This is a genomic window from Nostocoides sp. F2B08 (genome assembly GCF_009184895.1).
Lineage (GTDB): Bacteria > Actinomycetota > Actinomycetes > Actinomycetales > Dermatophilaceae > F2B08.
Window position 1 is genome coordinate 20488 of record NZ_WESE01000015.1, and the last position, 22326, is coordinate 42813.

Below are 22326 nucleotides of genomic sequence, written 5' to 3' on the forward strand. Positions count from 1 at the left end.
TGTGTTCTTGGGCTAGACGGGCACGACGGGCACCGACCCGGCCGCCCCCGCTGCCTTGGCTCCAGCGCCTGCTCCCCCACCGGCTGCCGTCGCGCCCGAGGTGGCCGGTGGCCCTGGCATACCTCCGCTGCCGCCAGCGGGCATGGTCGGGAACGCTGGCGCCGGCATCGGTTGCTGCTCCGAGTGGGTTCCGGAGGAGGGTGCCTGTCCGGCGCCTCCCGCGCCCCTACCCCCTTCTCCCCCGCCGGCTTCGGTGCCGTTGACCTGGGGGTTGGCGGTGTCCTTGCCGGCGCCGTTCTGGGCTCGGCTGCGGGACATGTCGGGGATGTAGGTGTTGTGGCCGACGCCCATCTGGTTCGAGAGGTCGGCGCCGATGCTCGCCCCGGTGGTGCCGAGTGTGGTGGCGATGCCGAGCCCACGGGAGGCGACCTGCCCGGCTGCACCGCCGACCGTGGCGAGCATGCCGCCGCCGGCGTTGGCGGCGCGCTGGCTGGTAGCGGCCTCGGTGGAAGCCTCTCCGTGGGAGCGGCCGGTGTCGTCGGCGGTCGACGCCGCCGACGACCCGGAACTACTGCCGCCGCGGAGGAGACCTTGGAGGCCGCCTTCGGCGACCAGGCCGGCGCGCATCGCGGCACCGGACGATGTGCCGGGGTCGACGAAGGCGAGCAGCTTGAACAGCGCGAGCGGCGAGAAGGCGCCAATGAAGATGAGCAGCACCGCGGGGACTGCGGAGCCGATGGCGGCGGCGAGGTTGTCGGCCCAGCCGAGGGCGACGCCGTTGGAGACCTGCACCCCGAGGCCGAGCATGAGCATCATGAGCACGGGGGTGAAGGCGGCGGCGTGGAACCAGCGGAACGTCTTCCAGAACCAGGACCGGCCGCCCTCCCACACCAGCCCCGCCGCAGCAATCGGCGCGGTGGCGGCCAGGATCATCAACGCCCCAGCACGGGTGAGCATGACCAGCAGGTGTGCGACCGCCCCGAAGAGGAGGAAGAACCCCATCATGCCGAGCACGGTGGCGAGCATGGACTCGGTGATGTCCTCCGGGGAGAACGCCGTCCAGGGCTGCCACGCGGCGAGCTGGTCGACGTCGAGGAGCTGGCGCATGACCGCCTTGGTGAGTCCGCCGGCGGCGGCGAGGACGGCGACGGCGTAGACGATCCACCCGGCCCAGACCATGACGTACTGCGCCGCCCCGATGAGGACCCTGGCGAGGGACTGCCCGTCGCGGCGGACGGCGGCGATGCCGAGCTGCACCATGAGCAGGATGAGCACGAGGGTGCCAGCGATCCAGAACGTCACCTGGTAGATCCCGGCCATCGGGCCGGTCGCGGTCAGCTGGGGGGTGAGGAAGTGGTCCTCGATGGTCAGCACCACCCGCAGCAGCCACAGCGCGGCGTTCCAGACGCTGAGCATGGCCACGGTCCACGCGTCGGCGGCCACCGAGGCGGCGGCGCTGCCGAGCGCGGCGAACGGGTCGATGAGCTCCCACCAGATCACGACAGGTCTCTCTTTCAGTTCTCTGCGGGGATCCAGGTGCGCCAGCCGGCCCGCGTGGCGAGCTCGGTGCCGGGCCATGTCGAGGGCGCCGGAGCCGGTTCCGCCCCGGCGGCGATGACCCAGCGGCCACCAGCTGCGTCGGTCGTCCAGTGCATGCGGGCGCAGTGGCCGTAGCCCATCCGGGCGGCCGTGACGACGCGGGCCTCGACGTGCATGAGCACGCACGCCAGCGTCCAGTCGGTGCCGTCGACACCTTTGACCTGGGCCGCGACGGGGGTCGCGACCAGTGCCGCGCCGGGGTCGGTGAGGTGGGTGCCGGCGTCGGAGCCGAGGAAGGCGGCGAGGTTGCGGGTTAGGGTCCACTCGTGCGCCGGCGGGGCACCGGGTGCGGCCCACTCGGCGTAGATGGCGTGGGCGGTCTCCAGGGAGAGGCTCTGCAGGGTGGCAGTCGCGATGGCGGCGAGCTGCCCGACCGCACCCGCCGGGGTGCGCGGGTACCCGGTCGGGACGTCCGCGGGGCCAACCCGTCCCGCAGCCGGGATCGCGGTCGGCTCGGCCGGAATGGTGGCGGGCTCGCCGCCGCGGGCGGCGTCCGGCGGGACGGCGAGCATCGGCGCGGCCGCGATCGCGTCCCGCCGTGCGTCGCGGTCCGGGATGGCGCCGACGTCGACGATCACCGGTTCTGCCGCGGCTGCGGCCTCCGGCGGGTGGCTGGTGAGGGCGGCGTGGACCGCATACGCCAACCCGGCCAGCAGCAGGACGACAGCCGCGGTGACGGCGGCGAGGGTGCGCTGCAGCCTCCGCCGATCCCAGGCATCCATGGTGGGTGTGGTGGTGGTCATCAGACGCACCCGGATCCGGTGATGCCGCCGATCATGCCGGGCAGGATCATGTACCCGACCGCGGCGAGGAAGACCACGGCGATGGAGACCACGCCGACCTTGCTGGCGTGCGGCATGGAGAACAGCCGGCCGGCGACGACGGCGCCGATGGCGACGACGACCCCGACGACGAAGAGGATGAGGACACCCCACAGCACGTACCCGGTGATTTGGTCGGCGTAGGCCTGCGCGCCGGGCGGAGCGACCGGGCACACCGCGCCCGGGAAGACACTCGGGATGGATGAGGAGGTCATGAGGGGGTTCCCTTCTCGGGTGAGGCGCTGCCGTGGCAGCGGGTGAGGATGGTGGCGGCGGCCTTGAGCAGCCGCGGCGGCAGCGGCGCCGAGGAGAGACCGTCCCGGGCCAGGTGCTTTTCGGTGGCTACCGGGATCAGCCGGTCGGTGCTCTGCAGGGCGCGCAGCGTCGGGCTGGACAGCGTCCAGGACGGGGGGCTCCAGCGGCGGGCGGCGCCGACGAGCGCGACGAGGCACCGGTGCGGGCCGAGGATGGTCGCGGCGACGTCGAGCCGCCGCAGCCCCGGGACGGTCGCGGAGGTGACCAGGAGCACCGTCTCCGCCGTGGCGACCTGCTGCTCGACCCAGCCGGGGGTGGCCAGGACCTGCCCGAGGTCCCAGCCGACGTCGAGGACGGTGACCGACGGTTCGGCCCCGGTCGGGTGGTCTGGTAGCGGCACCTCGGCGAGGGACAGGTGCACTCCCCCGGCCCGCAGGATCTCGACCCGGTCGCGGCGGCCCAGGCGCCACCCGGTCGGGGTGTGCCCGAGCTCGGCCGTCGCCGCGGTGGTCAGGCCGGAGCAGGTGGCCGAGCAGCACTCCACCACCCGCGCGTCACCGGCTGCGGTGGCCAGCGCCAGCGCCAGGGTCGAGGCGCCGCACTGGCCGACACAGCCGATGACCGGCAGCACCGGCTCGGCCGGGGACCACGTCGACACCGCCGAGGAGAACGACAGGCGCTGGTGCCTTCCGGTGCGACGGTGGGGGGCGCGGAACTGGCCGGCCTGGACGGCCCGCCAGGCCCGCTGGAGCTCCTCGAGAGCGACCGGACGGGTCGCGAGCGGGCTCACCGCACACCCCCGCGTGGCAGCGGGGTCGGCAGGGGTACCGGGGCAGGGTCGGCGGCGTGTGCGGTGGTGGGCGGCAGGGGAGTCATAGTCCCTAATGCCGCGATCGCGGTTCTGAGAGTCACGAGCACGATCCGGGCCATCCGGGCACAGGCGGTGCGGACAGGGGCGGGGCTCATGACGCCTTCTGCAGGTAGCCGTAGGCGGCCGCGACGGCGTCCAGGCTCTCCCGTGCCCGGCGTCGGACCGTGGACAGCGAGCAGCCCGACTGGGCGGCGACGCTCTCCAGGGCCGGGATCGAGCAGAGCCCGCCGAAGCCGCGTCCGGCGCGGGACACGCGATGCTCGCTCGCTGCCTCGGCCAGTGCGGTTAGCAGGGCACGGTCCTTCTCGGTGATGACGTTCTCGGCAACCGCCTGGTCAAGCACGGTCCGCACCCGCCATGACGCCTGGGCGCGCCGGTAGGCGTCCTCGGCGTGCGGGCGTGGCCGGGTCTCCAGCAGCTGCCAGGTCGCCTCGGTCGGGTCCACCGGCGTCAGCGCGTCGCCGCGCAGGTCCCGGATCACCGCCCGGCGCGTTCTCAGCAGGACATTGGCCGCCACCTTGGAGAGCCGCTCCCACGGGAAGGCGCGGATCTCCAGCCACAGCTGGCCCGCGACGTAGTGGTCGATGTGCGGTGAGTAGCCCTCCAGCCGGTGGGCCAGCAGCGACGCGCCCGGAACTAACAGGTAGGCCAGGGCGGCGGTCGCGGCCACGTCGTCGCCGCCGCGTGGGCTGGCCAGTCTCGCCAATCGGTGCAACACCGCATCCGCTTCCACCAGGGCGGGCAGCGGCGCTTGCGGCCCCGTCCGTGCCTGCACCCACTCCGGCAGCTCCAGCAGATCCGCTACCACCGCCAAGACCGGGTCGTCCTGGCCCCACCGCGCCCACCGGTCGCGGGCCTGCGCGAGCAGGCCCTCCTCCGGGTCGTCTACTCCCAACCGTGTCGCCACACTCATGTCCCTGCTCCTTCTCGTGGTGTGTGTGCCTACGAGCAGGACGGTGCCAACCGGTCGCCCCCCCAAACGCCGAAAACGGGCCTTCCAGGGGGAGGGGCGCTCCTGCGGCGAAATGCGTTTTCGCAGGTCAGCGGGGTTGCCCCCCAACGCCCCCCCGATCGTTTCGGCAAAATGCTTGCCAGCCGCCCTACGGGCCTCTCACCGCCCCCAAGAACCGTGGCTGGCGCACCCCTCGGGAGGCCCGCCGGAGCAGTGCTCGACCGCCAAAAACGGGGACCGAGCAGAGCCCGGTGATGCCAGAGGAGGCGGAAGAAGGCGCGTCCCGGGGAGGCAGGGGGTGCCTCAACCCGGGACGCTAGGCCCGCACGATCGGGGGGGTGATCGCGAAGGCCTGCAGACGATTCTGTCACGTCCCGCGTGTGGCCCTGCAGGTCCTGGAGCGGCCCCGAGCAACGTCCTCAACAGCCAGGCGCCGCGTCGGCCCGCACCGGGCCTCCCGGTGCCGGCTCAGCCGTCGCCGGGATGGACAAGGTCGGAGGCCCTGAGACGGAGCGCCGAGGTGGTCGCCCACCGCGACGGCAGCCAGGCTGCACCCAACACCGACCACCGGGACGTGGCCGCGGTGTACGGTCATCACACTCGAGCGGGGGGCGTGACATGTGGGGCGCAATCCGGCGAGTGGGCCGAGCGCTGGGCGCCGCGTCGGGACGTTGAGGTCGTCAACGAGGCAGGCGAGCTGATGCTGCCGTCCACCGTTGATCGGGCCGGGGCCTGGCAGCTCCAGGCCCTGCCCGACCCCGACGCACACGAGGTCACCATCGACGGCGTCCGACTCGAGAACGAGGGTTGGGACTGTGGCCCACAGGGATATGTGGCCGTAGATCACCTGTGCTCTGTGTCCGGGCACCTTCGCTCAGTGCCCGAAGAGGAGGGCCTCGCGGGCCGCTTCGACGACCTCCGGTGTCACCGTCGGGAGGTGGTTGATCTGGCGGATGCGTTCAATCTGAGTGAGGAGTCGGTCGACGAGGCGGAAGTTGCCGCCGGTGACGCGGGCGACCGTGGTGATGGCGGCGGCCTGAGCCAAGTCGTCTTCGTCCGGGTGCTTATCTGATTGCCAGCGGCGGGTGAGGACGGCGGTGAGCTCGTCGGGCCCCAGTGATCGGTACTCGTGGGCGAAGCCGATCCTGCTGTAGAGCTGGGGGTAACGGGCCAGGCGCTTCTCGATCCCGGGCATGCCGATCAGGATGACGCCGAGGCGGTGTCGGTCGTAGTAGTCGCGGACTTGCTCCAGCCCGACGGTTCTAAGCCGGTCGGCTTCGTCGATGATGAGCAGCTCGGTGAGCGCAGAGCCCGCTGAGGCCGGGTGCACGAAGGGGTCGACCTTGCCGTACTGGTGGTAGTCGACGGCGTAGGAGATCTCCTGGCACGCGCGGGGCAAGGCCCGGTCGACTTCGCGGGTGCTCGCGTTGACCGTGGGCGTCCAGAACGCGGTCCGCGCCTGCAGGACGCGTTCGGGCACGGCACCGGGATCGGTGCCGCTGGTGAGGGTGTGCTGCCAACGCGCCCAGTGATCCGTGCCGGCGTAGTGGCGAGCAGACAGGGTCTTGCCAACCCCGGGCGGCCCCCAGCACAGCCCGACGTGGCGGTGGCGTCGCACGGTGTCGGCGAACTCTGCGAACCGCCGGTGCTCCTTCGTGACCAAGAAGGAGACCTGCTCCTCACGCGGCGCCGGCGGGACAAGCTCACCCAGTCCTCTGGTCAGGAAGCGCCGGCCGTCGTCGTTCTTGCCGAGGATGCTCCGGTCGGGGGCAGGTTCAGTCGTTGGCATAGGTCCGCAGCCTGTGACGAGGGACGGGCGGCTCGGCCGGCGGACGCTGCCCGTCCACGCCCGGCAAGCCCGCGGGCTGCACCACGGCGTAGTGGTGATCCGCGGGCAAGGCGTCGGCCAGACTCCGACGCTCGCGCAGCTCCTTCTTCAGCGCCCGCCGTCTGGCGACGCGAGCGTCCTGCAGCTGCTCCAGCGTGACTGCTTCGCGGGCGAGCTCAGGTGCGATCGCCCGGCACAGGTACTTATCGCAGTAGTAGACGCGGACCTCGGCTGCGTCGCGGGGGTCGTAGCGGATGGTGACGCTCTCTCCGACGTAGGCGGCGAGCACCGGGCTGATGTACCGGGTGCCGGAGAAGCGGATCCCGTCACGTTGGACGATGCGGCTGGTAGCCGCCGTGAGCAGGAGCGTGTCGAGGTCCTCCGGGTGGGCTGGGCTGCGAGGGATCCAACCGTCGGCGAGCCAGCGGACCACGGGCGGCTGCCGGGTCTCGGAGTGCGGCCGGCTGTGATACTCCTCGACGACGAAGCGCTCGACTGCGCTGTCGAGCTCGGCGAGGGTGAGCTGCGGCGGTGTGGTGGGTTGCCCGCCGGTGCCGTGCGGGATGTACCCCGGCAGGTGCGGCAGCAGCTCGGTGGTGATGGTCCTGAAGAGGCGCTCGATCTTGCCGCGGCCTTGCGGGACCCCGATCCGGGAGTGGATCAGGCTGACGTGGGTGTCGAGGCAGACCCGCTCGAGCCGGCTGCTGGTGAAGTCGCTGCCGTGGTCGCTGTAGAGCACGTCGGGTAGGCCTTGGACCGGCCAGGCAGGGTTGCCCTTCGCGATGACGGCCTGGTGCAGCGCGAGGGCCGTCCGCTCGGCGCTCGGCGCGCCGAGGAAGAGCGTGTAGCCGGCGACGGCACGCGAGTAGTCGTCCAGCACTACCGTCAGCCACGGTCGTGCCGGGCGTCGGTGGGCATCGAGGATCTGCACGTCGAGCAGCGTGTGGTCGGCCTGCCACTGTTCGTTCGGGCGGGCCGCCGAGCGCCGGTAGACCAGCTCGAACCGATCCCGATAGGCGGTGTCGCCACCCGTCGCAAGGGTGCGCAGACCTGGGTCGATGCTGGTGACGATGTCGCGCACCGTGGAGTAGCTCGGCGGAGCCAGCCCGCGGTCGCGCGCCATGTCAGCGATCCGGCGGTGCACGAACGCGGTCGTCGGGGCGGGCCGGCGTAGAGCCAACGCCTCGACGGCCGCGATGAGGTCGTCGGGCAGCCGGCGCTGGCCGGCGTCGCTGCGCCGTCGACGTTCCAGTGAATCGACGGTCCCGTCGGCCCGGTAGGTCGTTGCCCACCGGCGCAGCGTGCGCTCCGGGATGCCAGCGTGCTCAGCCAGGCGGGTCAGCGGCACTCCGTCCTGGAGGTGCTGGCACAGCAGCAAGGCCTTCTGCTGGGCCGTCAACCGAGCCGAGACCATCGCTGTCTCCTTGCTACCTCGCGGACTCCGCTGCCGCCTGCTCGGTCGCCGGCGCAGCGGTGAGGTGCTCGACGGCCCGAGGCGGCAGGTGGCGGTACAGGCTGGTGCGGGCGATCCCCGTCTTGGCGACGATCTCCGCGATGGAGTGGCCGGCCTCACGCAGGTGGGCGGCGTAGGCGAGCTTGTCAGCGTCGACCAGGACGGGTCGGCCAATCCGCCGGCCCTTGGCTGTGGCAACAGCTCGAGCGTGGGCGGCGCGCTCGACGGTGTAGGTCCGTTCCATCTGCGCGAACAGGGCCAGCAGGACGACCGCGAGCTGTCCCATCGGGTCGCTGGGGTTCGCGGAGTCGACCTTGATCGGGTCCGCGAGGTTGCGGACCCCGACGCCGCGGTCGGTGAGGTCGTGGATCAGGTTGAGGGTGTCGCGCACCGTGCGCCCCAGGCGGTCCAGGGTGTGCACGACGATGACGTCGCCCTCACGGGCGTACTCCAACACCGCCCGGAGGCCCGGCCGGTCGGTGGTCGCGCCGGACTTCTTGTCCAAAAAGATCTTGTCCCGTGCGACGCCGGCCGCCACGAGCGCCTCGACCTGCCGGTCAAGGTCCTGCTTCGCCGTCGAGACGCGTGCGTAGCCCAACTCCACCGGCCCAACGTACCGAAGGTCGTCTCTGTACGGAACCAACGGGACGCGATTTCGGGACCTACTTCTGGCACGGCGCGTCAGCCGTGCCGCCTCGGCTCGAACAAGTCTTGGACCGCTCGTCCCACTTCCAAGGAAGTGGGACAGGCTCAACTCTGTCTGACGCGTTGACCCAGCCTGGCCCTGTGTCTTCTGGTGCGGGAGTGGGAGCATCGCGTGATGAGCCAGGACTCGAGGGAGTGCTCGTGCTGCGGGCGCAGCAAGCCGCGCCGCGCTCTTCATGCGTTGGACGGCGGGGCGTCGTACATCTGTCGGCCTTGCGGCCTATGGGTGGCCCTGAGGCTGAAGGGCGACACTGTCGGCGCGGGCTCGCACGAGCCGTGACGCGCCGGCTCGGGTGCCTATGCGCAGCAGCTCGTGGGCAGCGCTGAGCGGAACAAGCCGGCGGCGATGCGCAGGGCTTCGCTCATCGTTAGGTAGGGGGCCCAAGTGTCGGCGAGGTCGTCCACGGTGAGGCCGAACTTGATCGCGTAGGTCGCTGCGAGCATCAGTTCGCCTGCGCCGTCCAGGGCAGCGTGCACCCCGAGGATCTTGCGGCTCTCGGCGTCGATGACGAGCTTGAGGACACCGCGGGTGTCCTGGTTGACCAGGGCGCGCGGGATGTCTTGCGCTCCTAGGACGCGGCATTCGCAGGCGTGCCCAGCGGCGAGAGCTTGGTCCTCCGTCAGTCCCGCGCTGGCGATCTGGGGCGTGGTGAAGGTGACGCCGGGCAGCCCTCGATAGTCCACTGCTGAGGGCTGGCCGAGCGCGCCGGCTGCGGCGACGTGTCCTGTCTGGGCTGCGACGTAGACGTACTGCGGGACGCCGGACACGTCCCCGGCCGCGAAGACCCGTGGGTTGGTGGTCCGCTGGTTCTCGTCGACGACGACGAAGCCGCGCCTGTCAGTAGCAACACCTGCTGCATTGAGAGCCAGGTCGGACGTGTCGGCGAAGCGCCCGGTCGCCACGAGCAACCGCTGGCCCGTCAGCCGCCTCTCGCTCCCGGTCCGGACCTCAACGCCGTCGTGAGTCGCCCGCACCTCCGTCGCGCGCTCCTGCACCACGGTGATGCCCTCGTCCTGAAACACGCCGAGCAACACGTCTGCAACCTCCGGCTCCGCGTGGGGCGCGAAGCGTCCGACGATGGTGACGGCGACACCGAGGTGCGCCCACAGCTGGGCCTGCTCGAGCCCGACATACCCGGCGCCGAGCACCACCATGGATGCGGGTAGGTCCTGCTGCTCCATCGCGGTGGTGGAGGTCAGGTACGCCACGTCACCCAACCCCGGGAGGTCCGGGATGTGTGGTGCCACGCCGGTGGCCACGACGTACCCGTGCCGTGCTCGCAGGGCCTGGCCGTCGACCTGCAGTGTCTCTTGGTCGATGAAGCGTGCGTGGCCCTGCAGGATCGGGAAGCCGTGGGCGTCGGCGACGTCGGCGTACTTCGCTTGGCGCAGGCGGTCGATCAAGGCCTGCTTCTGCTCCATCAGGGCGCCCAAGGCGACCGGGCCCGCGCTGGTGGAGATGCCTTCAAAGGGGTGCGTGGCCGCACGGTGGCGCTGCCCGGCGGCGGCGAGGAGGTTCTTGCTGGGCACGCAACCGATGTTCAGGCAGGTCCCGCCTAGCGGCCCGTGCTCGACGAGCAAGACGCTGTTGCCGCGGGACCGTGCCTCGATGCCCGCGGCCATCGCAGCGCCGCCGGTCCCGATGACGATCAGGTCGTACTCGTCCATGGCATTCTCCTCGCGCGCGCGGACAGGTCATCGGACGGTAGACGTTCCAGTGCGGGGGAAGGTCAAGGTCTACGGTTGACCATGCGCATCGGAGAGCTGGCCGCCACGGCCGGCGTGACGACCAAGACGATCCGCTACTACGAGAGCGCCGGCGTGCTGCCAGCGCCGGCTCGCCAAGCGTCGGGCTACCGGGAGTACGACCACCGGGCGGTCGACCGGCTGGCGTTCGTGAAGGCCGCGCAGGCGGCCGGGCTGACCCTGGCGGAGATCGTCGACGTCGTCTCTGCCCGCGAAAGCGCCGGCGCACCGTGCGCACACGTCGCGGCAGTGCTCGAACAGCACGCCCACGATCTTGAGCGGCGGATCGCCGAGCTCACGACTCTGTTAACCCAGGTGCGCCAGCTCAGCGCGCGGGCAAAGACTCTGCACCCTGACCAGTGCACCCCCGCCCAGGTCTGTCACCTCATCCCCACCGCCTGAAGCATCCGCCGTACCTGCGCGCGAACGCCGCAGCGCAGTCAGCCGCAAGGTGCACACATGATCACGGCGCCGCCGATGGCTGCCTCTGGGCCGTAGCCCCCCGTCGATGTCATGGGCCCAGCTCAACCGCCACATTGCGGCGACAGATTCCCGCCACCCAGCGCTGAAAGCCACAGGTTGGGACCACCACGGCGATCTCGCCAAGCCGCTGGCGCCGGACGTGGTCGTCGCCGTTCGGGTCGCTTCGGCTGTCCAGAAGAGACGGGGAGCAAGATGGCTCCCCCGAGTGGGGTCAGCCGGCTCTGACAGTGCTCCACCGGTTGCGTTGGCCGAGGATCTGCATGGTCCGTTCCGGGAGGTCGCGGGGTGCTCCGTCGTCGTCCGTGCGGTTGCGGACATCGTCGCGCAGGATCCGTTTGGCCTCGTGCTGGTCTCCTTCGGCGGCGGCGACCGCGGCGAGGTCCAGGTGTGGGATCTCCTCCTCGGCGGCGGCCAGGATCGCGGTCTCGGCGGCGCGGCGCGCGGTCTTGAGGTCGCCGTCGGCGAGGGCGCGGGTGGTGACGATGTGGGCGACGTCGACGATGGCGACGCGGGCGTGTTCGTCGTGGCGGTCGCCGCCGATGAGCCAGGACCAGCCGCCGGAGGAGGCTGGTGGACCGAGCGGGTAGTGGAACGGGCGACCTTGGACGAGCCGCAGCGCGGTGCTCAGGTCGGTGATCCCGTCGGCGCCGCGGGCCTGGCCGCGGGTGCGCAGGCGGCGGAACAGGTCAAGGTCGGTGAGCAGGTCGATCACCTGGTAGGTGCTGGTGCCGCGAGCCCGGGTGGCCGGTGCCTCGCGGGCGTCGGGCAGGTGGAGCGCCCCGGTGCGCGGGTTGGTGCCGAGCCAGGCACGCAGGGTGGCGACATACTGGCGGGCCTTGCTGGGGGTGATGTTGAACGCCGTGCACACCTCCTCGGTGGTGGCGCCCCGGGGGTGCAGCGCGATGAACGCGAGCAGCTCGCTGTAGTAGGGCCTGCGTTTGGTCGGTGGTGTGCCGCGGGCTGTGAGCTGGACCGGTCCGAGAAGCGCCAGCTTGGGCAGGGCGCTGTCTTTGTGGAACCACATGGCGACGTCATCGTCGAGGGTCGGGTCGGCGTCCTCGACTCCGCGGAGGACGTCACCGGGGACCCGCGGCGCGAGGGTGGACAGGTCCGCAGTGGTGGTGGCGCCGACGGCCAGGTAGTGCTGGTCGGGGTGGGGCAGGAGGCTGCTCGTGGCGGTCTCGTCGCCTCTGTCGCCGGTGTGCCGGGGGGAGGTGTGCTCGCCGCGCAGCGCCCCGGCCTGGTCGGCGAAGGCGGCCGACCCTTCGGCGTGCTCGTCCGTGTCCGGGACGGCGGCGTCGATGGGATCCTCGGCGTGGGCCAGGAGGGCGGCGCAGCCGTGGGCCTCCTGCTCGGTCAGGCCGACGGCGATGAGGTCGAGCCCGAGGTCCGGCACCTCGACGCGGCCTTGGGCGTTCACCTGCAGCGTCGTTGAGCCTGCGGCGGGGGCGGTGACGTCGGTGACGATGACGCATGTGCCGGTGGAGCCGGGGTGCTCGCGGATCAGCTCCAACAGCGACTCCAGGCTCTGGGAGTGGGTGGCGGCGTCGACCACCAGCAGTCGGGTGGGCCAGGCGTCGGGTTCGTCGAGGTCGACCCGGGCGGTGACCGTGTCACGTCCGTAGGTGCGGTACCGGTCGACGGCGGCGATGGCCTCGAGCAGGCATGACCCGATCACCTCACCGGCGCTGCTGTCGTGGTCTGGGTGGGTGTGGATACGGTCCGGGTCGAGTCCGCTCAGCTCGGGGGCGACACCGACCAGGTCGATGTAGAGATGACCAGCCCAGGGGTTGCAGACGGCTTCGGCGGCAACGTGGCGTGCCAGGTCGAGTCCGTAGGTGTGGTCGCCGGTGATGACGATGTGACGGTCTTCGAGGTTGAGCAGCCAGTGGGTCCCGTCCTCGTCCATGCCGACGGTCGTCAACAGTGGCCAGGGCGCCGGCTGGTCCTCGATGTCCGGCCCGACCTCCTCGAGCGTGACGGCGGACGGAATGTGCCAGTAGTGCCGGTCCTGACTCCCCCGCCATGGCGCCGGCAGGTCCGCCGGTACGGACAGGACCAGGTGGATGGTTGTCTCGGTGAGCTGGACCGCCGCCAGGGACGGCATCGGCACCTGGGCTTGGGTCTGTGCGGCGGCGAGGCGGCGCAGCACCTGGTCCAGGTGCCCCAGGTTGACCTCGGTACGGGCCCCGACCACCGTGAGTGTCTTCTCGATCGGGGCCAAGACCGTGGCGGGTGGCGCCAGGGTGCGCCCCGGGCGGCGGTGCCGCACCATGTCACGGCGGCGGCGGCGCAGCGCGCCGAGCATCGACCCGGCCAGCAGCGCCCCGGCACCGGTCAGCCCGAGAACCAGCCACGCAGGCTCCGCATCGGCGACCCCCTCGACGTCAGAGGCCGCAGCATCGCTTGCATCCCCTTCCGGGTTGCGTGGTGAGGTCGTCTGCTCCGGTGCGGAGCGGTCGACCAGGCGCGTGGAGGTGGTCCCGTTGAGTCCCTGGGGGGTCGCCTGGTCCGTGTCGCGGCCATCGACCGGCGCGGGAGTCGAGGGGGCCGGTGTCGACGGCACGGCATGGTTGTCCACAGGGGGGGCGACGCCTTCGGCCGGGGGGGCGACGCCTTCGGCCGGGGGGGCGACCCGCTGGACAGGGGGGGCGACGCCTTCAGCCGGGGGGGCGACCCGCTGAACAGGGGGGATGTCCTGCGGTCGCGGGGGGATGTTGAGGTGCCAGCCGATGTCGATGACGTCGGGGTCGCTGAGGTAGGTGCCCCCGGGTTGGGGGATGTGGCGGCTGGCCTGGACGATGAGCGGGTAGAGGGTGGGGTCTCCGTAGACGCGGTCGGCGATGGCGGAGAGCGTGTCGCCGGCTCGGACGGTGTACTCGCGCATCCCCTGCGACGCGGTCGTATGCGGCAGGCGCAGCACGGTCCCGGCGAAGATCAAATCCGGGTCCTCGGCCAGGGCGGGGTTGAGGTCGACGAGCTCGGGCCACCGGTCGCCGTCGCCGAGATGGGTGGCGGCGATCCGGGAGAGGCTGTCCCCGGAGCGGACCGTGTACCTCTGCTCGACCACATCAGCCCCGACCGGAGTAGAAGAGTTCACGGGCGGCGCCGTGGGGGTCCAGCCGGGCAGCGTCGCCCTCGTCGCGGTGGCGGGGCTGACGGGGGCGGTGACGGCGGGCACCGGTTGGGCGGGTGTGGCGTGGGCGGTCGCCGCGGTTGGGGGGATGACGACGAAGAGCAGGGCGGCAGCGGAGACGAGCTGAGCGGCGGCGCCCTGCGGCAGGGCCAGCCCGGGCAGGTGCGGCGCGTGGAGTCCCCGGATCCGGGCGGCGACCTCGAGGAGGACGGCGAGGGTGAGGACGGCCCAGGCGATCCACGCGATCCAGGTGATGACCGTCAGCAGGAGGGTGCCGTCGTCCGGGGCGGTCAGTGCGGCCCGGATCGCCTCGAGGGTCGGGATGCTGTCGGGGAGGGGGTTGCCGGCGAAGGTGACCAGCGCGGCGGGCACCCCGGCGACGAGGACGAGGGCGGTCAGGGTGGCGAGCAGGCCGGTGATCCGGGCACGGGCGTTCATCGTGGGGCACCTTCCAGTACGCGGTTGATGTCGACCTCGGCTTCACCGGTGACCGGCAGGGTGGTGATGCCGATCATCGAGAGGATCTTCGTGGTGTAGCTCGACGTGGTGGTGACCTCGACGCGGCCGCCGGAGGCCACGGTGACCGTTCCGGTGACGTCGGGCACCCCGGCGAGGTAGGTGCGGGCGGCGCCGGCCGCGGCGGTGGCGTCAACGATCGCGTTCCCGCCGCGGACCGCGACAGCGGCGTGGAGCTGCTGCCCGCCGGCGCGGGCGGCCTCGGCGGCGATGGCCTGGGCGCGCTGCTGGGCGTGGACGTGGCCGCTGAGGTCGACCGCGAGACCGACGCAGAGCATCATCGTCAGCGCGGTGGTGATCATCCACACCGTCACCGACCCCCGCTCCTCACCCAGCCGGCCCCTCAGACCCAAGGGAATTCGTCGACGTGGGGGTGGCTGTGGATGTGGGGTGGGCATCGTTCTCACCGTTCGCGGTAGGTGTCCAGGGGCGAGCTGCTCGAGCTCGAGAGCACGATCGACCCCGGCACAGCGGGCAGGAGGCCGGCAAGGTTGACCCGGCAGGTCACCGTGGCGGCGACGGATGCGGGGGTGCCGACCGGGGCCGTGAACCCGCTGGTGTCCACCTGGACGGTGACGTCGAGGCAGTTGACCTGCTGCGCCTGAAGTCCGCTGACCGCGGCCGCTTGGGCGCTGCTGCCGGCTTCGGTGTGGGTGCGGGCGAGGGAGGCGGTGCGGGCGGCCTCGGACGCGGCAGCCTGGACCGCCTGCTCGGCCATCGCCAGGCGGCCACCGACGATGAGCAGCGCGAGCAGCATCCCCAAGACGGGGGCGAGGAGGACAACCTCGACCACGGCCGAGCCCCGCTCCCCCACCCGCCGATGCAGATCAGTGCGTGGGGTGCGTGGCGGGCGGCCAGTTCGGCGGGTCATGTGATCCTCTCGACCGGAACTGCCACCTGGGAGGAGACCGTCGGGGACCAGCCGGGGATGACGGACTGGATCGTCCCGGAGACCCGGGCGGTGGCGGTGGTGGCGGTGCGGGTGACCTGCACGGTGGCGCCTCTGAGGACGTCCTCGCCGCCGGCGGACTGGAGGAACGCGGCGGCGGCGGTGTGGCCGTCGCCGGTGGTGCCGGTTTGGGCGGCGGCGGCGCGGGCGCCCTCCTGCGCGGCCGCGATGGCCACGCTGCGGGCGTGGTAGAACATCGCCCCCTGAACCCCCGCGAACAGGAGCATGAACAGCAGCGGCATGAGCACCACCAGCTGGATGGTGCCCGACCCCCGCTCCGTGGACAGCCCGCCACGTGGCCCCCGGATGCGGCCGCCACCGACCCCCGCGCGTCGGGCTCTGCGCGGGGGTGGGTGCCGGCTGGGTGTGGTCCTGGTGTGCACCGGGGCTCAGGTGATGCCGGCGAGCTTGCCGTTGATCCAGCCGCTGAGGAAGGCGTAGACGATGCCGGCCAGCACCAGCAGCCCGACCGCCCAGAAGACGATCTCGATGGTGGCCGCGCCCTTCTCACCGTCCTTTCGGAGGCGGTCGATGCGGTCCTCGAGGGTGACGCCGAGGGTGTGCAGGGTGGCGTAGAGGAGTCTCATGGCCGTGGTGTTCCTTTCGTGTCGGTTTCCTGATGAGGGTGTGCGTGTCGATGGGGGGACGTGGTCGGTTCAGCTGTCGCTGATGAGGCGGAGCAGGGGTGGGGCCATGAGCAGGGCGAGGAAGACCATGCCGAGGAAGGACGCGGGCAGGTACATGCGTTCTTCGACGAGGTTGGCCTCGGCGAGCTCGGTGGTGGTCAGGGCGGTGCGCACGGAGGAGCCGCGGGCGCGGAGCTGCCGGTAGACCTCGGTGGACTCGTCCCCGGCCAGGCGCATGATGTCGGCGACGTCGGCCAGGTCCGGCAACGCCAGCTCCTCAGACAAACTGGTGAGCGCGTCCCAAGGCGGTTGACCGTTGTAGCGGGAGCGGGCGACCTCCTCGCTGATGCGGCGGAACACCCACGAGTCGCCGACGGCGGCGGCGTTGGTCAGGGCGACGGTGGCGCCGGCGCCGCCGTTGCGTTCCAGTGCGCACAGCTCGATGAACGCGCTCAAAGCGCGGGCGAACTCGGCGCGCGCCGTGGTCGCGCGTTGTGTGATGTCGCGGGACGGGGCGAGGAACAGCAGCACCGACAGGCCGACCGTCGCCGCGGCCGGAATGATGACCGGGACGGTGATGCCGAGCAGGGTGAAGAACCCGGTGAGCAGGGCGGGCAGGGTCAGTCCGAGGAGGCCGTAGAGGACCTTCTTTCCGTAGAACTGGGCTGGGGTCATCCGCAGCACCGCCAGATCCCGTGTCGGCGGGTCGCCGAGGAACCGGGACGGGAGGGTTCGTTCGGCCCACATCCCGAGCCGCTCCTCCACCCCCGGCCCACCCGTCCCGCCGCTGGACCCATCAGCGGTGGTGGTGGGTCGGCGGGTGGGTGGGGAGAGCCGGGTGAGGACGTCGCGCAGGTCGGGCTGGGCCGGGATGAACTGGGCAACCAGTGCCACGAGGGCGGTGGCGGTGACGGCGCCGAGGAGGAGCGCGAGCTGGGTGGTCGTCATCGGGCACCCGCCCGAGCCTGCGGTCCCAATATCCGGGGGAAGGGTTGTCCTTGGGCCATCTGTTTCATCCAGAAGAGCGCGCCGGCGTAGGCGGTGAGCAGGACCAGGAGGATGACCTGCCCGGCCGGGCTGCCGTAGGGGGCGACATAGTCGCCGGTGACCGCGAGCACCACTAGCACGGTGAGGGAGAACCCCGTCACCAGGCGGGCGCTGCCGCGGGGTTTGGCCCGTCCGGCTTCGACCCGGCGGCGGGAGGAGACGTCTTCGGCGACCGACTCCGCGACACCTTGGAGGACGTGGGCGAGGCTGCGGTTGCGGCGGCGGGCGGCCAGGATGAGGTTGGCCGCGACGAGGTCGCCGGTGACGTCGTCCAGGTCGTCGGCGAACGCCCTCAGCGCAGCCTCGGTGTCCCACCGCGCCCGCAACCGCGCCACCAGGGCGGTGACTTCGGGGCGGATCGGCTCCGGCGTCGAGCGCAGGGTGGCGGTCAGGGCCTGTTCGAGGCCGACGCCGGCGCCGAGGACCCCGGCGAGGCTGCGGGTCCACTCCTCCATCGCCTCCACCCGCCGGATCTGTGCCGCAGTCGGCGGTGGGGCGAGCAGGTAGGGCAGCCCGAGCGCCGCCACCGGCACGACGACGACCGCGGACACCCACCCGGTGGTGGCGGCGATGAGCAGCCCTGCCGCGACCGACGCCACCAGGATCATCCGCGACCTCGGCGACATGCTCGCCACGGCAGTGAGGACACGTGGTCGTGGCCGAGCCGGCCTGGGGGCCGGGGTCCGGGGGCGGACCGCGATGGCGAGAACGATGAGTCCGGCGGCGATCATGGTGCCGAAGACGGCGGAGAGCAGCGGGGCGTTCATCGCGCCGCTCCCGCCTGGTCGGCTTCGGCGTGGAAGAGGGCCTGGTCGAAGCCGTGCTCGGTCAGGGTGCGGCAGCGTTCGCTGATGATCCCGGTCGCCGCGGCCGCGCCGGCACTGCTGGGTCCGAAGAGGTGGGTGAGGGCGTAGCCCTTCTCCCGCTCCCCTGGTTCGACGACGACGACCTCGCTGACCCAGCGGCGCAGCTGCTGCGTCCCATCCGGCAGATACACGACCTGGCGGGAGAGCTGGACGATCACCTCCAGGCACCCGGCGAGCTTCTCCAGGGCCAGGTCGCGGTTGACGTGGGAGCCGGCCTCCATCGCGCAGGTGACGAGCTTGCGGATACACGCCTCGGCGTTCGCGGCGTGCGTCGTCGACAGGGAGCCGGTGCCGGACTCCATCGCCTTGATCATCGTCCACACTTCGGGGCCGCGGATCTCGCCGACGATCTGCCGGGAGAGCGCGAACCGGAACGAGTCCATCAGGGCATCGGCGAGGTCGAACGCGCCCGCGGCGCGGCCGTCGGCACGGACCTCCCCCACCCCGGGCCGGGCCTCCCAGTCGATGACGATGTCATGCACCCCGGACTCGGCCAGGAACAGCTCGTACTCGGTCTCGAACGTCCCGATCGCCTCTTCCCGTGGGATCTGTGCACACAGCGCCCGCATCAGCGTGGTCTTGCCGGCGGACATGGCTCCCGAGACGGCGACGCTCCACCGGGCCCGGACCGCCGCGGCGAGGAAGTTCGCACACGCCTCCGTCATGCAGCCCCGGTCCACCCACGCCTGCAGGGTGTCGACCTTGAGCCGGTGCCGGCGAATCACCACGGTCGGGCGGCCGACCACCCACGCTGTCGCGGCCAGGCGGGCGCCGCCGTCGAGCTTCATGTGCAACCGGGGTGTGGACTCGGAGAACGGGCGTGGGTTCGACTCGGACCTGTTCGCCAGGAACCGCAGGAAGTCGATCAGCTCCTCGTCCGAGTCCGCCACCGGCGGGCCCGACACACGGCTGCCGTCGGTCAGCTCGAGCAGCACCCGCTCGTGGCCCAGGATGAAGATGTTCTCCACGCGGTCGTCATCGACCAACGGTTGCAGCCGGCCGAGGCGGAAGACGGCGTCGAAGACCGCCTGCCCCATCACCGCCTGCTCGCTCGGGGTCCACCGGGTCGCTCCCCTGGCCACCGACTCCGCCGAGTGGTCCCGCAGCAGGTCGGCGATGATCTCCCGCCCCACCCGCTCCTGCTCGGCCCGGTCCAGCCCGCCGAAGCGGCGGGCGGTGGTGGGGTCGGTGTCGGAGCGGGCCCGCCAGTGCGCACCCAACGCCGCCGAGAGCCGGTCGGCGACCATAGTGCGGAACGCCGCCACCAAACCCCAGTCGATGTCCTCCTGCTCCACCCACCGACCGCCGGCGGGGATGGACGAGCCGGTGGGGCCGCTGCTTCCCGAGCCGTTCACGCCGGAGCGGTGGGAGTCGCCGTTGAGGTGAGCCTTCACGGAGCCAAGGGCCGGGGCTGGGACGGTGGCCGCATCGGGGGTCATGGTGAAGGTTCCGCGGACCCGGCCCGGCCGGGTCGGTGCGGTCGCGAACAGCGGGGGCAGCGCGGTCGGGTCACCGGAGGCGCCTGCACCGGCGACGTTCGTGTGGTCGGTCGGATCGTTCTTCACGATGCTCCCCCGCTCTCCGTCAATGACAGCTGGTTGGTGGTGTCGCGGATGGTGGCGGTGATCGCGCTGCGGGCGGCGCGCATGCTGCGGACCAGGGCGGTGTCGTCGATACCGGCGCGGCCGGCGAGCCGCTGCCCGATCCCGGGCTTCGGTGGCGGTGCGCCGTGGGAGAAGACCCTCGCCGTGGTCGGGTCCCACGCCACGCTCGCGACCACGGGGATGTCGAGCACGGCGGTGACCTCGCGGGCTGTGAACGGCTCCCCGGTCCCGACGAGGAGCAGGCCGAGGTTCGCAGTGGCGCCCGCGCGCTCGAAACGTTCTTTGAGTGTGGCCGCCCAGGACCGCGCCCCCGCCAGGGAGACCAGGTCGGTGCGGGTGCACAGCAGGGCGAGGTCGGCCTGCTCGAGCAGCGGGAGTGGGGAGCCGGCCAGGCCGAGCCGTCCGGCGTCGACGATGATGTCCTGCCCGGTGTCCTCCAGCAGCCGCAGCGTCGTCGCGAGCGGCTCCCACAACGGCACCAGGGAGTTGGCCTGTTCGTGGGAGCGGATCCCGGCCACGAAGGCCACGTGGGAGCCGGGCAGGGTGATGCTCACCCGTGCGAGGGTCTCCAGGAGGTCGCCGCCCTGCTGGGCCAGGGCCAGGTCGAGCATCGCCTCCGGCGGCACCAGCTGCCCGCGCAGGTACCCCGCCGCGACCGAGGATCCGCCGGTCGGGTCGGCCTCGACCAGCAGCACCGGCCGCGGCCACGTCAGCGCCAGCCCGAGCGCCGTCGTGGTCACCCACGGCGACCCCGAGGCCGATGCCAACACGATCAGAGCCATGGCGCTCTCACCGGTCCCGGGAGTCGAGCACGACCGCGACCCGGCCGGTGGCGGCCATCGCCGCCAACCCCGCCGCGTCACCCTCCGGGACTTGGACGGTCAGGATCGTCTGACCCTGCCCGACACTGTCCAGACCCGACTGCACCGACACCACCACGGCGTTGAGAGCGGCCGGGTCGGCGACCAGGGTGGGGTCCTGCTGCTGCCCCAATGTCGCCACCACCCGGATCCTGTCCCCCGCGGCCAGGGGCGGGCCGGGCATCATCGCAGGCGACAACGCCACCCCCACCAGCGAGACCCCGTCCCCCGGCACATTCTCGGCCGTGACCGAGTCGCCGGTGAGGAGGGTGCCGGCGGCGACATCGACCGCGGCCCGCTGCCCCACCAACGACGACATTTCCCCCCCGGGCACGGTCCGCACCGCCGGGTCGGCGCTGACCGAGACGTTCATCAGCTGCTCTGCCGTGATCACCTGGCCGCGCTCAATCGCTGTGCGTGCCGCGACGACCTGGTCGGCGTCGGTGCTGCTCTGCAGGAGCCACACGTTGCCGACCGCACCCACAGCCACCACCATCAGCGCTGCCGCGATCAGACCCCACCGGCGTCGCGGCTTCGGCGGCCCCGCCACCGGTGGACCCGTCGGCGCGGAGCCCTTCTCCGGCTGCGCCGATGTCGCGTCCGGTGACGTTGTGTTGGCGCGGCGGGTCAGCCGTGGTCGCCGCTGCACTGTCGTCGTCGTCATGCTCTTCTTCCCCTGCCTGCCTGACTTCTACTCGTTACCGCCGCCTGCGCCCTACTGGCGTAGGACCTGTACCTCTCCGACGGCGATCGGAACTTGCTGCGTCAGATCCAGCCGGATGGTGCCGCTCTGCCCGAGGCCGATCCACTGGATCACCCAGTGCGACGTCGCCGTGACCGTGTACTCCCCCTGCTGGGTGTAGGTGTGCCCACACGACGGGGAGGGCTGCTTGCCGAACACGTCCTGGTACGGCACGCCCTCCTCGCAGTGCACGATCGCGCCATCGCCCATCTCCCACGTCACATCCGCGACCCGACCGGTCGCGGTCACACTCCACGGCCCGGTCGAGGCGGTACGAGTGATCGGCCCCCACGTCGCCTCCGACGGCTGCTCGACCCACATCCACACCGGCATCCCCACCAGCCCGAGCGAATCCGGCCCGACCTCCGGCACGATCCCGATCGTGATCGCCGAGAGGTTCATCGACTCCACCGCCTGCTGCGCCAGATCCGCCGGATTCGGCGGTGACGCGATCACCGGCGCCGTCGCGGCCCAGTACTTCAGCACCGCCATCCCACCGAACAGGCCCGGGTTGGCCGGGCTGGCCGCCAGGCAGTCATAGATCGCCCCGTCCGTCCGCCCTCCCCAGATCGGATCGGCGAAGTCGGGTTGCGGATCCGTCAACCCGATCGGGTAGCACTCGATCCCGCCGACCATGATCGGCGTAACCACCGGTACCGAGTTCCCGCCCCCGCCACCGCCAGAACCGCCGGCGCCACCGCCACTTCCACCGCCTCCCGGGTTGCCTCCGGAGCCTCCCCCGCCAACCCAAACAACACACTGGCCCCACGCCCCCCTGGTTTCGCACGTCAGCGGGTTGGCCGCTGCGAACGACGACGCCACGGGGACGAGAGCAGCCGCGGCGAGAAGGACCATCGCCGAGCGGATCGTGGTTAGCACGACGGCTCCTCGAGCTCTTCCACCCATCCAACTCGCCAGCCAGTCGCGTCCGGGTAGTCGTAGTTCAAGACGCCCATGTTCGTGCGGACTCGAGGAGCGCGGTCGGCGGGCACGAGGGAGTTGCCGTCCTTGTCGACGATCTGGAACTGGGAGACGTCCGTGCATACCTGGAAGATCACCACTGGCACGATCGGCGGGCTGGCTTCTTGATTGTTGGTGAGGTCGACAGACTGACGCTCCAGCGATTGAGGTGTGTCTGAGTCTTTGAGACATTCCGCGGGATTAATTCCCAACCAAGGCCCGGTCCTGGTCATGGTTGTTTTCCTTGCTGGGATCGACGGTAGTCGATCCTGTTCTGGCGGGCGGCGCTCAGGCCGTCACGTCGTGC

Annotated in this window: 22 protein-coding genes; 1 reads left to right on the top strand and 21 read right to left on the bottom strand. The window is 71.6% G+C overall.

The genetic code is table 11. From position 1 onward, the window contains the following. Positions 1-12: 12 nt before the first annotated feature. The 9 genes from GA707_RS19690 to merA all read right to left on the bottom strand — a co-directional run bounded on the left by GA707_RS19690 (position 13) and on the right by merA (position 10152). A complete protein-coding gene (locus GA707_RS19690) occupies positions 13-1500 on the bottom strand; it encodes a hypothetical protein (RefSeq protein WP_226963985.1) in 1488 nt (495 codons plus the stop codon). A gap of 14 nt (positions 1501-1514) precedes the next feature. Next, positions 1515-2342 (bottom strand): hypothetical protein, encoded by an 828-nt coding sequence (locus GA707_RS19695; RefSeq protein WP_152180162.1) that lies wholly within the window; start codon positions 2340-2342, stop codon positions 1515-1517. After that, positions 2342-2635, bottom strand: coding sequence for a hypothetical protein (locus GA707_RS19700; RefSeq protein WP_152180163.1), 294 nt, complete (start codon positions 2633-2635; stop codon positions 2342-2344). The genes GA707_RS19695 and GA707_RS19700 overlap by 1 nt, the downstream gene beginning before the upstream one ends. Next, positions 2632-3465 carry a hypothetical protein gene (locus GA707_RS19705; protein ID WP_152180164.1) on the bottom strand — a complete coding sequence of 278 codons (834 nt, stop codon included), beginning with the start codon at positions 3463-3465 and terminating at the stop codon, positions 2632-2634. Before GA707_RS19705 ends, GA707_RS19700 begins: the two co-directional genes overlap by 4 nt. A 172-nt stretch (positions 3466-3637) precedes the next feature. After that, positions 3638-4459, bottom strand: coding sequence for a hypothetical protein (locus tag GA707_RS19710; protein WP_152180165.1), 822 nt, complete (start codon positions 4457-4459; stop codon positions 3638-3640). Between the two features lie 913 nt (positions 4460-5372). After that, positions 5373-6287, bottom strand: a complete 915-nt coding sequence (locus GA707_RS19715) for an AAA family ATPase (protein ID WP_152180166.1) — start codon at positions 6285-6287, stop codon at positions 5373-5375. Further along, positions 6274-7740: a Mu transposase C-terminal domain-containing protein gene (locus GA707_RS19720; RefSeq protein WP_146840844.1), complete on the bottom strand. Its 1467-nt coding sequence runs from the start codon at positions 7738-7740 to the stop codon at positions 6274-6276. The genes GA707_RS19715 and GA707_RS19720 overlap by 14 nt, the downstream gene beginning before the upstream one ends. Positions 7741-7753: 13 nt before the next feature. Beyond that, a complete protein-coding gene (locus GA707_RS19725) occupies positions 7754-8383 on the bottom strand; it encodes a recombinase family protein (protein ID WP_146840845.1) in 630 nt (209 codons plus the stop codon). A 398-nt stretch (positions 8384-8781) separates the two neighbouring features. After that, on the bottom strand, positions 8782-10152 hold the full coding sequence (gene merA, locus GA707_RS19730; protein WP_034228832.1) for a mercury(II) reductase: 1371 nt from the start codon (positions 10150-10152) through the stop codon (positions 8782-8784). An 81-nt stretch (positions 10153-10233) separates the two neighbouring features. Here merA and GA707_RS19735 point away from each other — a divergent pair, with 81 nt between their 5' ends. After that, positions 10234-10632: a heavy metal-responsive transcriptional regulator gene (locus GA707_RS19735; RefSeq protein WP_013884816.1), complete on the top strand. Its 399-nt coding sequence runs from the start codon at positions 10234-10236 to the stop codon at positions 10630-10632. 292 nt (positions 10633-10924) lie between these two features. On the opposite strand, the gene GA707_RS19740 is transcribed toward GA707_RS19735, so the two are convergent. The 12 genes from GA707_RS19740 to GA707_RS21020 form a co-directional block, all read right to left on the bottom strand. After that, a complete protein-coding gene (locus GA707_RS19740) occupies positions 10925-14287 on the bottom strand; it encodes a LysM peptidoglycan-binding domain-containing protein (protein WP_152180167.1) in 3363 nt (1120 codons plus the stop codon). Continuing rightward, on the bottom strand, positions 14284-14679 hold the full coding sequence (locus tag GA707_RS19745) for a pilus assembly protein TadG-related protein (RefSeq protein WP_226963986.1): 396 nt from the start codon (positions 14677-14679) through the stop codon (positions 14284-14286). The genes GA707_RS19740 and GA707_RS19745 overlap by 4 nt, the downstream gene beginning before the upstream one ends. A gap of 89 nt (positions 14680-14768) precedes the next feature. Further along, complete coding sequence (locus tag GA707_RS19750; protein WP_152180169.1) at positions 14769-15236, bottom strand: TadE/TadG family type IV pilus assembly protein; 468 nt, start codon at positions 15234-15236, stop codon at positions 14769-14771. Further along, the gene (locus GA707_RS19755) at positions 15233-15697 is read right to left on the bottom strand and encodes a TadE/TadG family type IV pilus assembly protein (protein WP_226963987.1); all 465 of its coding nucleotides are present in this window, start codon (positions 15695-15697) and stop codon (positions 15233-15235) included. Before GA707_RS19755 ends, GA707_RS19750 begins: the two co-directional genes overlap by 4 nt. Positions 15698-15703: 6 nt before the next feature. Then, positions 15704-15901, bottom strand: a complete 198-nt coding sequence (locus GA707_RS19760; protein ID WP_152180170.1) for a hypothetical protein — start codon at positions 15899-15901, stop codon at positions 15704-15706. A gap of 69 nt (positions 15902-15970) precedes the next feature. Continuing rightward, positions 15971-16888: a type II secretion system F family protein gene (locus GA707_RS19765; protein ID WP_152180171.1), complete on the bottom strand. Its 918-nt coding sequence runs from the start codon at positions 16886-16888 to the stop codon at positions 15971-15973. Further along, positions 16885-17754: a type II secretion system F family protein gene (locus tag GA707_RS19770; protein ID WP_152180172.1), complete on the bottom strand. Its 870-nt coding sequence runs from the start codon at positions 17752-17754 to the stop codon at positions 16885-16887. Before GA707_RS19770 ends, GA707_RS19765 begins: the two co-directional genes overlap by 4 nt. Beyond that, the gene (locus GA707_RS19775) at positions 17751-19418 is read right to left on the bottom strand and encodes a CpaF family protein (RefSeq protein ID WP_226963988.1); all 1668 of its coding nucleotides are present in this window, start codon (positions 19416-19418) and stop codon (positions 17751-17753) included. Before GA707_RS19775 ends, GA707_RS19770 begins: the two co-directional genes overlap by 4 nt. Then, positions 19415-20239: a hypothetical protein gene (locus GA707_RS19780; protein ID WP_152180173.1), complete on the bottom strand. Its 825-nt coding sequence runs from the start codon at positions 20237-20239 to the stop codon at positions 19415-19417. Before GA707_RS19780 ends, GA707_RS19775 begins: the two co-directional genes overlap by 4 nt. A 7-nt stretch (positions 20240-20246) precedes the next feature. After that, complete coding sequence (locus GA707_RS19785) at positions 20247-20981, bottom strand: SAF domain-containing protein (protein ID WP_226963989.1); 735 nt, start codon at positions 20979-20981, stop codon at positions 20247-20249. Positions 20982-21032: 51 nt separating this feature from the next. After that, positions 21033-21710 carry a PKD domain-containing protein gene (locus tag GA707_RS19790; protein ID WP_152180174.1) on the bottom strand — a complete coding sequence of 226 codons (678 nt, stop codon included), beginning with the start codon at positions 21708-21710 and terminating at the stop codon, positions 21033-21035. 221 nt (positions 21711-21931) lie between these two features. Beyond that, positions 21932-22126 carry a hypothetical protein gene (locus tag GA707_RS21020; protein WP_193315454.1) on the bottom strand — a complete coding sequence of 65 codons (195 nt, stop codon included), beginning with the start codon at positions 22124-22126 and terminating at the stop codon, positions 21932-21934. Positions 22127-22326: the final 200 nt, after the last annotated feature.